Raw genomic sequence first — 13,885 nt, forward strand, 5'->3', positions numbered from 1 at the left:
TTTTCCTGGCGACTATAGCGGTTTGGAACCACCTGAATCCATCTCGAACTCAGAAGTGAAACGAACATGCGCCAATGATAGTGTGAGGCTTCCTCATGTGAAAGTAGGTCATCGCCAGGGTCTTTTTTAGTGGCAAATCGAGCATCTTAATGCTGGAAGTCACAATATTGCCTAGAGCATGAGCAAAAAAGTATATGCCGGCGTAGCTCAGTTGGTAGAGCAACTGACTTGTAATCAGTAGGTCCTGGGTTCGATTCCTAGTGCCGGCACCATCTTGTGAGGTTAACCGTTAACAATATGTTGACATTCTATTCATCTTAAAAGACAATAATGTTCTTTTTGGAGGGGTTCCCGAGCGGTCAAAGGGATCAGACTGTAAATCTGACGGCTCAGCCTTCGAAGGTTCGAATCCTTCCCCCTCCACCAATTTTGAGAAGGACAAATACAAGCGGGTGTAGTTCAATGGTAGAACTTCAGCCTTCCAAGCTGATAGCGTGGGTTCGATTCCCATCACCCGCTCCAAATTAATAGTAATATTTGCTTGTGCATATAGTCAGCAAGCGAGTATGTAAGGCCCACATAGCTCAGGCGGTAGAGCACTTCCTTGGTAAGGAAGAGGTCGTTGGTTCGAGTCCAGTTGTGGGCACCATAACGTAAAATAGCAAATGGGGAGACTTTCCAATGGCGAAGGAAAAATTTGAACGTAAAAAGCCACATGTGAATGTGGGAACGATCGGTCACGTAGACCACGGTAAGACCACATTAACAGCGGCGATTACCACGATTATGGCGAAGAAGTTTGGTGGTATAGCAAAAGCATACGATCAGATCGATGCTGCACCAGAAGAAAGAGAGCGAGGCATCACAATCTCAACAGCGCACGTTGAATACGAATCAGCGAACAGACACTATGCGCATGTTGATTGCCCCGGACATGCTGACTATGTGAAGAACATGATTACAGGTGCTGCACAAATGGACGGAGCGATACTTGTAGTATCTGCAGCAGATGGTCCTATGCCTCAAACTAGAGAACATATTCTATTGTCACGACAAGTAGGGGTGCCCTACATAGTAGTGTTTATGAATAAGGCGGACATGGTTGATGATCCAGAGCTCTTAGAGCTTGTAGAAATGGAAGTCCGTGATTTGTTGAGCAGTTATGATTTTCCTGGTGATGATATTCCAATTGTTGTTGGATCTGCATTGAAAGCATTAGAAGGTGATACCAGTGATATTGGGGTGCCAGCAATAGAGAAATTGGTAGAGACTATGGATTCTTATATTCCAGAGCCTGTAAGAAACATTGACAAATCGTTCTTATTACCGATTGAAGATGTATTTTCAATATCTGGCCGAGGAACAGTAGTAACAGGACGTATCGAAAGCGGAATTATCAAAGTTGGCGAAGAGATCGAAATTGTAGGAATTCGTGATACTGCAAAGACTACCTGTACTGGTGTTGAGATGTTCCGTAAGTTATTAGACGAAGGACGTGCAGGTGATAACGTTGGTATATTACTCCGTGGAACAAAACGAGACGAAGTTGAGCGTGGTCAGGTATTAGCCAAACCAGGTACAATTAAGCCTCACACTAAATTTGAAGCGGAAGTATACGTGTTATCTAAAGAAGAAGGTGGACGACATACCCCGTTTTTCAATGGATATAGACCACAGTTTTATTTTAGAACAACAGACGTAACAGGAACTTGTGATTTACCATCTGGAGTTGAAATGGTAATGCCTGGAGATAACGTACAGTTGGTTGTAAATTTACATGCACCCATTGCGATGGATGAAGGTTTACGTTTTGCAATTCGGGAAGGTGGCCGTACTGTTGGCGCCGGTGTTGTCGCTAAAATTATCGAGTAATAAGGTGAATTTTATGGCATGTGCTATGATGGTCCATGCCAAATAAATATAGGCCAGTAGCTCAATTGGCAGAGTGGCGGTCTCCAAAACCGCAGGTTGGGGGTTCGATTCCCTCCTGGCCTGCCAACAAACAAGTGAATATGAAAAGTTCGAACGAAGCTCAAAGTAATACTAAAGATATAGTCTCTTGGGTCGCAATAGTTTTTATAACTTTAGCCTCCTTTTTTTGCACTTATTATTACACTTTATCAGGCCCTATAATTTCCATAATATGGCTTGCATGGTTTTTATTAGCTATGTTTTTGGCATATCTAACCTCTGTAGGTAAAAAAGTGTATCACTTTGCTCAAGAATCAAAAGTTGAGCTATTAAAGGTCGTTTGGCCTACACGTCAAGAAACGGTACAAACAACAACAATCGTTATTGTTATGGTTACATTAACCGGATTTATACTCTGGGGAGTGGATTCAATAATGATGTGGGCTATCGCAAAAATAACGCATTTAGGGTGATTCGGTGGAAGAGCAAAAATCCAAACAATGGTATGTTGTACATGCCTATTCCGGCTATGAAAATTTTGTTATGCGTGAAATTATATCCCGCGCAAAGCACCATAATTTAGAAGATAAAATTGGTGAAGTTGTCGTACCCTCAGAAGAAGTTGTTGAGATGCGTTCAGGTCAAAAGCGCAAGAGTACACGAAAATTTTTCCCAGGCTATGTATTAGTGAACATGGTTATGGATGATCAAACTTGGCATATGATACGAGCGATACCAAGAGTTTTAGGATTCATTGGTGGAACAAGTCAAACTCCTACACCTATCACAGACAAAGAAGCTCGAGCAATTATGCAGCGAGTAGAGGATGGAGTAACTAAGCCAAGACCCAAAATTTTATTTGAGCCTGGAGAGGTTGTACGAGTAAAAGAAGGTCCATTTGTTGACTTCAATGGAGTTGTTGAAGAAGTTAATTATGAGAAAAGCAGATTGAGAGTGGCAGTTCTAATTTTTGGACGCTCAACTCCAGTAGAACTTGAATTTAGTCAAGTAGAGAAGACTTAGTTCGCTAAGGGGTTCTGATTAAATATAGATAATGCAACTAATTTAATCGTGAACTGTTTTATGTTAGGGGAGCTAGAGCTTAAGAAATCACTAAGACTAGCGCTTAACCCGTAAGGAGTAATCATGGCAAAAAAAGTAGAAGCTTATATTAAGTTACAAATTCCAGCTGGTAAAGCAAATCCAAGTCCACCTGTAGGACCTGCATTAGGTCAAAGGGGTGTTAACATTATGGAATTTTGTAAAGCCTTCAATGCAGCGACACAACAAATGGAGCAAGGGTTACCTACTCCTGTTGTAATCACTGTATATAGTGATCGCAGTTTTACTTTCGTTACAAAAACACCTCCTGCTTCAGTTCTCTTGAAAAAAGCAGCAGGTATTCAAAGCGGAAGTGGCACACCCAACACGAAAAAAGTGGCCACACTTAACGTCAAGCAACTCGAAGAAATTGCAAAACTTAAGGAACCTGATTTAACAGCAGCGAGTTTAGCAGCAGCAGTTAGATGTATTGCAGGTACAGCACGCAGTATGGGTATTGACGTTGAAGGTTTAGAATAGGGGGTTGCCATGGCAAAAGTATCTAAGAAACAAAAAAAGATTTTAGACGTAGTTAAGGCGGGTCATTTGTATAGTGCAAATGATGCAATAGGCATTTTAAAACAATTTGCATCAACTAAATTCCGTGAAAGCCTTGATATCAGTGTGAACTTGGGTGTTGATCCTCGGAAATCAGACCAAGTAGTCCGTTCATCAACTAATTTACCCAAAGGTACAGGAAAGGTTGTCCGTGTAGCAGTTTTTGCTCAAGGTGATAATGCAACTAAAGCAAAAGATGCCGGTGCAGATATAGTTGGGTTTGAAGATCTAGCTGAAAAAATTAAAGGTGGAGCCATGGATTTTGATGTTGTCATTGCAACTCCAGATGCAATGCGCATTGTTGGTCAACTTGGTCAAGTGTTAGGTCCAAGAGGTTTAATGCCAAATCCAAAAGTTGGAACCGTTACTACGAATGTTGAAGCTGCAGTGAAAGATGCAAAATCAGGACAAGTACGCTACAGAACTGATAAAAATGGTATTATTCATTGTACTGTTGGAAAAGTTGATTTCGCAGCTGAAGATATTATTGAGAACATCGTTGCCTTAATAAATGACTTGAAAAAGGCAAAGCCTTCTTCATCAAAAGGACAGTATTTAAAGAAAATTTCTTTGTCCACGACAATGGGACCTGGTTTGTCTATTGATATTTCATCAATACCTGTGTAATATATCCACCCATTTTAAGAATTCACGGCATAGATTTGGTTCCATGCCGTCGAAGACCGCAGGTGCAATCGCTTAATTTCCTGCGCAGACGGTGAACCGGCTCCAATTTACAGAGACGGCCACCATAACTGACAAATCCTCGTGATTTGTAACTATTAGGAGGTCAGTAACGTGACATTAAATTTAGCTGCAAAAAAAGCTGTTGTTGAAGAAGTGACTGCGGTCGCCTCAAAGGCTATTTCGGCAGTAGTTGCTGATTATCGAGGTTTAACTGTTAATCAAATGACGCATTTACGTAGTGAAGCACGTAAGTCAGGTGTTTATCTTCGTGTTGTAAGAAATACTTTAACAAGAAGAGCATTTAAAAACACTGAATTTGAGTGCTTAAACGACTTGCTGGTAGGGCCGTTATTTGTTGCTTTGTCATTAGAAGCTCCTAGTGATGCAGCAAGACTACTTAAAGAATTCTCAAAGACATTTGAAAAACTTGAAGTTAAAGCATTATCAGTTGGCGGTAAAGTTTATTCAGCAGATCAAATCGATGCTGTTGCAAGCTTACCTACTCGTGATGAAGCTATAGCCAAGTTAATGTATGTGATGAAAGCGCCAGTTGAAAAATTTGTCCGAACTCTTGCTGAGCCACATGCTAAATTAGTAAGAACCTTAGCAGCAGTAAAAGATAAGAAAGCAGGTTAAATCTCTTTAAATCAATAAATTAATTTTAAATCAGGAGCTAGTAATGGCTGTGTCAAAAAATGATATTTTAGAAACCATAGCAAACATGTCTGTTATGGAAGTTGTTGAACTAATCGAAGCAATGGAAGAGAAATTTAATGTTTCTGCTGCCGCTGCTGCTGTTGCTGTTGCTGCGCCTGCCGCTGCTGCTGCAGCTGTTGAAGAACAAACTGAATTTACAGTTGTTATGACCAGCTTTGGTGCAAACAAAGTAAATGTTATTAAAGCAGTTCGTGGAATTACTGGTCTTGGCTTAAAAGAAGCTAAAGATTTAGTAGAAGGCGCTCCTTCAACAATTAAAGAAGCTGTATCTAAAGATGAAGCTGCTAATATCAAGAAAGAACTTGAAGAAGCCGGTGCTTCAGTAGAAGTTAAATAATAAAGTTATATCAATGAGATAGGAACCCAGCCATGTTTTCATGGCTGGGTTTACGTGTTTGAAGTCATCAATAATTTACAGAGGAAACACCATGGCCGTTGCAGAAGCTAAACCTCAATATTCGCATGCTGAGAAAAAACGATTTCGCAAAAGCTTTGGTAAGCAGGCCGATAAAATGGCAATACCAAATCTGCTTGAAATTCAATTAAAATCTTATAGGGATTTCCTTCAGGCCGATAGCAAAGCAAATGAACACTTTAATACAGGATTACATGCTGCATTTTCTTCAGTGTTCCCAATTGATAGTTTTTCTGGCAATGCAAGACTTGAATATGTTGGCTATAAGCTTGGTGAACCAGCATTTGATGTGCGCGAATGCAAATTAAGAGGCTTAACTTATTCTGCACCATTAAGGGTTAAAATAAGACTTGTTATTCTTGATAAAGATGCAAGCGAAGATCCTAAGCCAATCAAAGATATTAGAGAACAAGATGTATTTATGGGTGAAATACCTTTAATGACCGATGTTGGGACGTTTGTCATAAATGGCACCGAAAGAGTAGTTGTCTCTCAATTACATCGTTCACCTGGTGTCATATTTGAACATGACAAGGGTAAAACCCATTCATCTGGAAAATTACTCTATTCTGCACGAATTATTCCATATAGAGGCTCATGGCTAGATTTTGAGTTCGATCCTAAAGATTGTGTTTATGTCCGAATTGACAGGAGACGTAAACTACCGGTTAGTATTTTGCTACGGGCATTAGGCTATGAAACAGAAGATATTCTGGGCGAGTTTTTTGAAATGACAAGCTGTCATCTTAAAAATGGCGAATATCATATAGATTTAATTCCCCAACGCCTACGAGGCGAAATAGCATCTTTTGATATTCTTGTGCCTGGAACAGGTGAGCTTATTGTTGAGCAAGGACGAAGAATCACTGCGCGTCATATTAAACAAATGGAAAAGGCGCAGATGAAAGATCTCATTGTGCCTCGAGATTATTTAATAGGCAAAACGTTAGCAAAAAATATTATTGATACCTTAACTGGCGAGTTGGTTGCACAAGCAAATGATGAAGTCACAGAAGATTTACTCGATGCAATGATCACAAGTGGTATTCATGAATTTGATATGATTTATACCAATGATTTAGATCATGGTTCTTATATTTCTGATACAGTAAAGATCGATCCAACTTCGAGTCAACTAGAAGCTCTTGTGGAAATATACCGCATGATGCGTCCTGGTGAGCCACCAACAAAGGAAGCTGCAGAGGCGTTATTTAAAAATCTGTTTTTTGTAGAAGAGCGATATGATCTATCAGCAGTAGGTAGGATGAAGTTTAATCGCCGTGTTGGTCGAAAGAATGATGATGGTCCGGGAACATTGACCAAAGAAGACATAATGGCAGTTATCAAGACATTAATTGACATTAGGAACGGTATTGGAATGGTCGATGATATCGATCATCTTGGCAACCGTAGAGTTCGTAGCGTTGGTGAAATGACTGAAAACCAATTTAGAGTTGGTCTTGTACGCGTTGAAAGAGCAGTTAAAGAGCGATTGAGTTTAGTTGAATCTGAAAATTTAATGCCTCAAGATTTAATTAATGCAAAACCGGTTTCTGCTGCGATTAAGGAATTTTTTGGTTCAAGTCAGTTATCTCAATTTATGGATCAAGTAAATCCACTATCAGGTGTAACGCATAAGCGCAGGGTATCAGCTTTGGGCCCAGGTGGATTGACTCGAGAGCGTGCTGGCTTTGAAGTCCGTGACGTACATACCACCCACTATGGACGAGTATGTCCAATTGAAACGCCAGAAGGCCCAAACATTGGTTTGATTAACTCATTATCTGTTTATGCGCGAACAAATGATTATGGTTTTATTGAAACTCCATGCCGAAAAGTAATTGAGGGCCGTGTTACAGATGAAATTGAATATTTATCAGCTATCGAAGAAGTAGACCAATATATCGCTCAATCAAGTGTAGCTCTTGACGAGGATGGAAATATTTTAGCTGATTTGGTTCCTTGTAGACATCAAAATGAGTTCTCACTGACTACTCCAGATAAGATTAACTACATGGACATTTCGCCCAAACAGATTGTATCTGTAGCGGCTTCTTTGATTCCCTTCCTGGAGCATGACGACGCAAACCGTGCTTTAATGGGATCAAACATGCAACGCCAGGCAGTTCCTACATTGCGGTCAGAAAAGCCATTGGTAGGTACTGGTATGGAGCGCATCGTTGCATCAGACTCAGGGGTTTCTGTAGTAGCAAAACGTGGAGGAGTAATCGATCTAGTTGATGCTTCACGTATTGTTGTACGTGTGAATGATGATGAAACAACGGCTGGTGAAACAGGCGTTGATATATATAATTTAACCAAATATTTTCGTTCAAACCAAGATACTTGTATCAATCAACGCCCTATTGTAAAAACAGGCGACATGATTCAAAGAGGCGATGTTTTAGCTGATGGTCCCTGTACCGATATGGGGGAACTTGCTTTAGGGCAAAATTTATTAGTTGCATTTATGCCATGGAATGGATACAACTTCGAAGACTCTATTCTTATTTCTGAGCGTATTGTTCAAGATGATCGTTTTACAACTATTCACATAGAAGAACTGACATGTATTGCTCGAGATACTAAATTGGGAGCAGAGGAAATAACTGCGGATATACCCAATGTAGGTGAATCAGCACTTTCTAGTTTGGATGAATCAGGTGTTGTATATATTGGTGCAGAAGTTAATGCTGGGGATATATTAGTAGGAAAGGTAACACCTAAAGGTGAAACTCAACTTACCCCGGAAGAAAAATTATTAAGGGCTATCTTTGGCGAAAAAGCATCTGATGTTAAAGATTCTTCATTACGAGTCCCATCAGGTATGAATGGTACTGTAATTGACGTACAAGTATTCACGCGTGATGGATTGGAAAAGGATGCACGTGCAAAGAGCATTGAAGAAGAGCATCTTGCTCGAGTACGTAAAGATCTTGTTGATGAGCGTCGTATTCGTGAGGAAGATATTTATCATCGTGTATCAAATATTATTCTTGACAAGGTTGCTACAGGTGGCCCAGGTAATTTGAGACCTGGTTCAAAAGTAACACAAGAATATTTACAAAGTATAACTAGAGACAAATGGTTCGATATTCGTTTAGAAAATGACACAACAAGTCAGCAATTAGAACAGCTTTCCAAGCAGCTGGAAATGCTGACTAAAGAGATGGAAAAGCGCTTTAATGATAGCAGAAAGAAAATTATTCAAGGCGATGATTTAGCTCCTGGCGTATTGAAAATCGTTAAGGTATATCTTGCTGTTAAACGAAGAATCCAACCTGGTGATAAAATGGCTGGACGCCATGGTAACAAAGGGGTTATCTCTATTGTTGTACCAGTAGAAGATATGCCTCATATGGAAGATGGTACAGCTGTAGATATCGTATTAAATCCATTAGGCGTACCTTCGCGTATGAATATTGGACAGGTATTAGAAACACATCTTGGTTTAGCTGCTAAAGGATTAGGAAATAAAATCTCTCAAATGTTGGATTTAAAGCAGAATGCTACTGAAATTCGAACTTTCTTGAATAAAATATATAATCACGATGGCATACAAAGAGTAAATCTCGATTGCCTAAATGATGAAGAGCTGTATCGCTTGGCAGATAATTTGCGTGCTGGCGTGCCAATGGCTACTCCTGTTTTTGATGGGGCCTCTGAAGCAGAAATAAAAAGCATGCTGCAACTGGCCGATCTATCACCTGATGGAAAAACTGTTTTATATGATGGTAGAACAGGTAATCGATTTGATAATCCGGTAACAGTCGGATACATGTATATGCTAAAACTAAACCATCTGGTTGATGATAAAATGCATGCTCGCTCTACTGGTTCCTACAGCCTGGTAACACAACAGCCACTTGGCGGTAAAGCCCAGTTTGGAGGACAACGCTTTGGAGAAATGGAAGTATGGGCACTTGAAGCATATGGCGCAGCTTATACATTACAGGAAATGTTGACTGTAAAATCAGATGACGTTGGAGGTAGAACAAAAATCTACAAAAATATAGTCGATGGAGACCATCGCATGGATCCGGGAATGCCTGAATCTTTCAACGTACTATTGAAAGAAATCCGTGCTTTGGGAATAGATATAGAACTCGAACACGATTAACTTTTCAACGATACATACTGATTAACAAATTTTTGGAGGCATAGACTTGAGTACTCTAAGCGACGACCCAATGAATGAACCAATGAGAAAAGCCCCTGTAATGAGTGACCTGTTAGGTATCCTCAAACAACAGGGACAAAGTGAAGAGTTTGATGCAATTAAAATTGCTTTAGCATCTCCTGAGCTAATTCGTTCATGGTCATATGGTGAGGTAAAAAAACCTGAAACTATTAATTATCGTACGTTTAAACCAGAACGAGATGGTTTATTCTGCGCTAAAACTTTCGGACCTGTAAAAGATTATGAATGTTTGTGCGGCAAATATAAACGATTGAAACATCGTGGTGTTATTTGCGAAAAATGTGGTGTTGAGCTGGCTTTAGCAAAAGTTCGACGTGAGCGTATGGGCCATATTGAACTTGCAAGCCCGGTAGCACATATCTGGTTTCTTAAATCATTACCATCCAGGATTGGTCTGCTTTTAGATATGACTCTCAGAGATATTGAGCGAGTTTTATATTTCGAAGCATTTGTTGTTGTTGATCCAGGAATGACCGAACTTGAACGAGGTCAACTATTAAATGATGAGGCATATCTGGATGCAATGGAACAATATGGTGATGAATTTGATGCACGAATGGGCGCGGAAGCAATTCGTGACTTACTTCGCCAAGTTGATTTAGAAGACGAAATAAGAAGCTTACGTGAAGAATTACCAACTACAAATTCTGAAACGAAAATTAAAAAGATCACTAAACGCTTAAAACTACTTGAAGCATTTTATGATTCAGGCAATAAACCTGAATGGATGATTATGGATGTCTTGCCTGTTCTTCCACCAGATTTAAGGCCATTAGTACCATTAGATGGTGGACGATTCGCTACGTCCGATCTTAATGACTTATACCGTCGTGTTATTAATAGAAACAACCGTTTGAAACGTTTGTTAGATCTTAATGCGCCTGACATTATCGTTCGTAATGAAAAGAGAATGTTGCAAGAATCAGTTGATGCACTTTTGGATAATGGTCGTCGTGGTCGTGCAATCACTGGCACTAATAAACGGCCTCTAAAATCATTAGCCGATATGATTAAAGGGAAACAAGGCCGTTTTCGTCAAAATCTTTTGGGTAAGCGTGTTGATTATTCCGGACGTTCAGTAATTGTTGTAGGACCTACTTTAAAACTCCACCAATGTGGACTGCCAAAAAAAATGGCGCTTGAACTCTTTAAGCCATTTATATTCAGTAAGCTTGAGTTCAGAGGTCTAGCTACAACGATTAAAGCCGCTAAGAAAATGGTTGAGCGCGAGGAATCTGTTGTTTGGGATATTTTAGATGACGTTATCCGAGAGCATCCTATTCTACTTAACAGAGCACCTACACTACACCGACTTGGTATACAGGCGTTTGAACCTGTTTTAATTGAAGGTAAAGCAATTCAACTTCATCCACTGGTATGTACAGCTTATAACGCTGACTTTGACGGTGACCAAATGGCAGTGCATGTGCCGTTAACACTTGAGGCACAGTTGGAAGCACGCTCACTAATGATGTCGACAAACAACATTCTGTCGCCAGCAAGTGGAGAACCAATTATTGTTCCTAGCCAAGACGTTGTTTTAGGTTTGTATTACTTAACTCGAGAAAAAGTTAATGCTTTAGGCGAAGGTAAAATTTTTGTGAGTGCACAAGAAGCGCAGAATTTTTATGAAGCAGGCCATCTTGATATTCATGCAAAAATCAAGATTCGTATGCCTAAAGAAAATGAAGCGGGACATCATCTTGTTGAGACTACAGTTGGCCGAGCTATTCTAGCTCAGATATTGCCAAAAGGGATGTCTTTTGTGCAAATAAACCGTACCATGACTAAAAAAGTAATTACTAAAGTTATTGATACGTGCTATAGGACGTTTGGTCTGAAAGAAACTGTAATTTTTGCAGATAAATTGATGTATACAGGCTTCAAGTACGCGACACGTTCCGGTGCATCTATTGGTATCGATGATATGGAAATACCTGACGATAAAGCGAGTATTATTGATCACGCTTATAATGAAGTTAGGGAAATAGAAGCACAATTCCGTTCTGGTTTAGTCACTAATGGAGAGCGCTACAATAAAGTTATTGATATTTGGTCCCGCACTAATGAGTTAGTTGCCAAATCAATGATGAGTAAGATTGCAACCGAACAAGTTGCTAATGTGAAAGGTGAGCTCATAAGGCAAGAGTCCTTTAACCCCATATTTATGATGGCTGATTCAGGGGCGAGGGGTTCTGCTGCACAGATTAGACAGCTGGCTGGTATGCGTGGATTGATGGCAGCTCCAGATGGTTCAATTATTGAGACTCCTATTACGGCTAATTTCCGTGAAGGATTGAACGTATTTCAATACTTCATTTCAACCCACGGTGCGCGTAAAGGTTTGGCTGATACGGCGTTGAAAACTGCTAACTCTGGATATTTGACGCGGCGTCTTGTTGATGTGGCTCAAGATGTGGTTATTACAGAGGATGATTGCGGTGTTGATACTGGCGTTCTAATGCAACCATTAATTGAAGGTGGTGATATTGTTGAACCACTTCATGAGCGGGTATTGGGACGAGTAGTTGCCGCTGATGTTTACATTCCTAACCACAGTGAACCCGTTGTCACTGCGGGAACCTTATTGGATGAGGCATGGGTTGAGAAGTTAGAAAAACAAGGTGTGGACCAAATTTTAGTTCGTTCACCAATTACATGCCAAACTCGATTTGGATTATGCGCCAAGTGTTATGGACGTGACTTAGCACGAGGACATCTTGTTAACACTGGTGAAGCTGTTGGAATTATCGCTGCCCAATCAATTGGTGAACCTGGAACTCAGTTAACCATGCGTACATTCCACATTGGCGGAGCGGCTTCGAGGGCTACCGCAGCGAATAATATTCAGATCAAGACTAAAGGGGTTATTAGATTACATAATATTAAGACAGTAACTCATGAAAATAAAAACTTGGTTGCAGTATCGCGTTCCGGTGAAGTAACCATTGTAGATGAATTTGGACGTGAACGTGAGCGATATAAAGTTCCTTATGGCGCGGTAATCACTGTCCAAGATAATTCAAATGTTGAAGCCGGTCAGATTATAGCTACATGGGATCCTCATACACACCCTGTTATTTCTGAAGTAGGAGGGTACTTAAAATTTGTTGACCTGTTTGATGGCATTACTATGAATCGACAAACAGATGAGTTAACAGGTTTAAGTAATATTGTCGTGATCGATGCGAAACAAAGAAGTTCTGCAGGACGAGATTTAAGGCCAATGGTTAAATTGGTAACTGAAACTGGGGAGGATATTTATCTTGCAGGAACCAATGTTCCAGCTCAATATTATCTTCCGGTAGATGCTATCGTAAATTTTGAAGATGGTGGTCATGTAGGTATTGGGGATGTTATCGCACGTATCCCTCAAGAACGGTCTAAAACACGTGATATCACCGGGGGTCTACCTCGAGTTGCGGATTTATTCGAAGCCCGTAAACCGAAGGATTCTGCAGTAATGGCTGAAGTTTCGGGAATGGTAAGTTTTGGAAAGGAAACAAAAGGTAAAAGAAGATTAATTATCAACGTTTCTGAAGACCAATGCCATGAAGAGCTCATTCCTAAATGGAGGCATATTTCTGTCTTCGAAGGTGAGCATGTCGAACGGGGAGAAATTATAGCAGAAGGAGCTCTTAATCCCCATGATATATTACGCTTGCTTGGAGTCGGTGCATTAGCTAATTACATCGTAAATGAAGTGCAAGATGTATATCGCTTGCAAGGTGTTAAGATTAATGACAAACATATCGAAGTAATTGTAAGGCAGATGTTACGTAAGCGTGTTATAACTTTTGCTGGGGATTCCAAATTCTTGGTGGGAGAGCAAATCGAAGAAAGTGTCTTGCTGCAAGAGAATGACAAACTTATTGCAGAAGGAAAACAAGTTGCCAGAGGGATACCTATTTTATTAGGAATCACAAAGGCATCTTTGGCTACTGAATCATTTATATCAGCTGCTTCATTCCAAGAAACAACAAGAGTTCTAACAGAAGCTGCTGTAAGTGGTAAAATAGATGATTTACGTGGTCTAAAGGAAAATGTGATGGTTGGACGTCTGATCCCTGCTGGAACAGGTTATGCCTATCATCAAGGTCGTAAAATAAAGAGAGCTAAGGCTGCAGCCGGTGAGTACCCAGTACATACTGTAACTGCAAGTGATGTTGAGCATGCGTTAAGTGAAGCATTAAACGCAGATAATCAAGAGCACTAGTTCGGATCGAAAACGGCAGATTAAAACTTGACAAATCTGCCGTACCTATATAGAATCCGGCCTCCTTATGTATTCGAAA

The 13,885-nt window shown here is 40.2% G+C and carries 9 protein-coding genes, 5 tRNA genes and 1 rRNA gene; all 15 read left to right on the top strand.

Features of this window, described 5'->3' with window-relative positions; genetic code table 11:
* Positions 1-4: 4 nt before the first annotated feature.
* A 5S ribosomal RNA gene (rrf, locus tag EKG34_RS05935) occupies positions 5-120 on the top strand.
* A gap of 76 nt (positions 121-196) precedes the next feature.
* Positions 197-272, top strand: a tRNA-Thr gene (locus EKG34_RS05940).
* A 69-nt stretch (positions 273-341) separates the two neighbouring features.
* Positions 342-426: transfer RNA gene (locus tag EKG34_RS05945), tRNA-Tyr, on the top strand.
* Between the two features lie 22 nt (positions 427-448).
* A tRNA-Gly gene (locus EKG34_RS05950) sits at positions 449-522 on the top strand.
* A gap of 51 nt (positions 523-573) precedes the next feature.
* A tRNA-Thr gene (locus EKG34_RS05955) sits at positions 574-649 on the top strand.
* Positions 650-681: 32 nt separating this feature from the next.
* Entirely contained in the window at positions 682-1,872 is a 1,191-nt protein-coding gene (gene tuf, locus EKG34_RS05960) for an elongation factor Tu (protein WP_004450463.1), read from the top strand.
* Positions 1,873-1,922: 50 nt separating this feature from the next.
* Positions 1,923-1,998: transfer RNA gene (locus tag EKG34_RS05965), tRNA-Trp, on the top strand.
* A gap of 14 nt (positions 1,999-2,012) precedes the next feature.
* Positions 2,013-2,384 (top strand): preprotein translocase subunit SecE, encoded by a 372-nt coding sequence (gene secE, locus EKG34_RS05970; RefSeq protein ID WP_004450492.1) that lies wholly within the window; start codon positions 2,013-2,015, stop codon positions 2,382-2,384.
* Positions 2,385-2,388: 4 nt separating this feature from the next.
* Positions 2,389-2,934, top strand: a complete 546-nt coding sequence (gene nusG / locus EKG34_RS05975; protein ID WP_004450489.1) for a transcription termination/antitermination protein NusG — start codon at positions 2,389-2,391, stop codon at positions 2,932-2,934.
* 123 nt (positions 2,935-3,057) lie between these two features.
* Positions 3,058-3,492: a 50S ribosomal protein L11 gene (rplK, locus tag EKG34_RS05980; protein ID WP_004450488.1), complete on the top strand. Its 435-nt coding sequence runs from the start codon at positions 3,058-3,060 to the stop codon at positions 3,490-3,492.
* Positions 3,493-3,501: 9 nt separating this feature from the next.
* On the top strand, positions 3,502-4,197 hold the full coding sequence (rplA, locus tag EKG34_RS05985; RefSeq protein WP_004450487.1) for a 50S ribosomal protein L1: 696 nt from the start codon (positions 3,502-3,504) through the stop codon (positions 4,195-4,197).
* 171 nt (positions 4,198-4,368) lie between these two features.
* Positions 4,369-4,893 carry a 50S ribosomal protein L10 gene (rplJ, locus tag EKG34_RS05990; protein WP_004450485.1) on the top strand — a complete coding sequence of 175 codons (525 nt, stop codon included), beginning with the start codon at positions 4,369-4,371 and terminating at the stop codon, positions 4,891-4,893.
* Between the two features lie 43 nt (positions 4,894-4,936).
* Positions 4,937-5,311 carry a 50S ribosomal protein L7/L12 gene (gene rplL, locus EKG34_RS05995; RefSeq protein ID WP_004450483.1) on the top strand — a complete coding sequence of 125 codons (375 nt, stop codon included), beginning with the start codon at positions 4,937-4,939 and terminating at the stop codon, positions 5,309-5,311.
* Positions 5,312-5,402: 91 nt separating this feature from the next.
* The gene (rpoB, locus tag EKG34_RS06000; protein WP_004450481.1) at positions 5,403-9,509 is read left to right on the top strand and encodes a DNA-directed RNA polymerase subunit beta; all 4,107 of its coding nucleotides are present in this window, start codon (positions 5,403-5,405) and stop codon (positions 9,507-9,509) included.
* 100 nt (positions 9,510-9,609) lie between these two features.
* The gene (gene rpoC, locus EKG34_RS06005) at positions 9,610-13,806 is read left to right on the top strand and encodes a DNA-directed RNA polymerase subunit beta' (protein ID WP_012978804.1); all 4,197 of its coding nucleotides are present in this window, start codon (positions 9,610-9,612) and stop codon (positions 13,804-13,806) included.
* The last annotated feature ends 79 nt before the right edge of the window (positions 13,807-13,885 follow it).

Origin of the sequence: Legionella longbeachae (assembly GCF_004283175.1) — a bacterium.
Classification (GTDB): Bacteria; Pseudomonadota; Gammaproteobacteria; order Legionellales; family Legionellaceae; genus Legionella; species Legionella longbeachae.

Coding starts and splice junctions, on each gene's coding strand:
- tuf (WP_004450463.1), top strand. CDS start 682: ATGGCGAAGGAAAAATTTGAACGTAAAAAGCCACATGTGAATGTGGGA.
- rplK (WP_004450488.1), top strand. CDS start 3,058: ATGGCAAAAAAAGTAGAAGCTTATATTAAGTTACAAATTCCAGCTGGT.
- rplL (WP_004450483.1), top strand. CDS start 4,937: ATGGCTGTGTCAAAAAATGATATTTTAGAAACCATAGCAAACATGTCT.
- rplA (WP_004450487.1), top strand. CDS start 3,502: ATGGCAAAAGTATCTAAGAAACAAAAAAAGATTTTAGACGTAGTTAAG.
- rpoB (WP_004450481.1), top strand. CDS start 5,403: ATGGCCGTTGCAGAAGCTAAACCTCAATATTCGCATGCTGAGAAAAAA.
- rpoC (WP_012978804.1), top strand. CDS start 9,610: ATGAGTGACCTGTTAGGTATCCTCAAACAACAGGGACAAAGTGAAGAG.
- secE (WP_004450492.1), top strand. CDS start 2,013: ATGAAAAGTTCGAACGAAGCTCAAAGTAATACTAAAGATATAGTCTCT.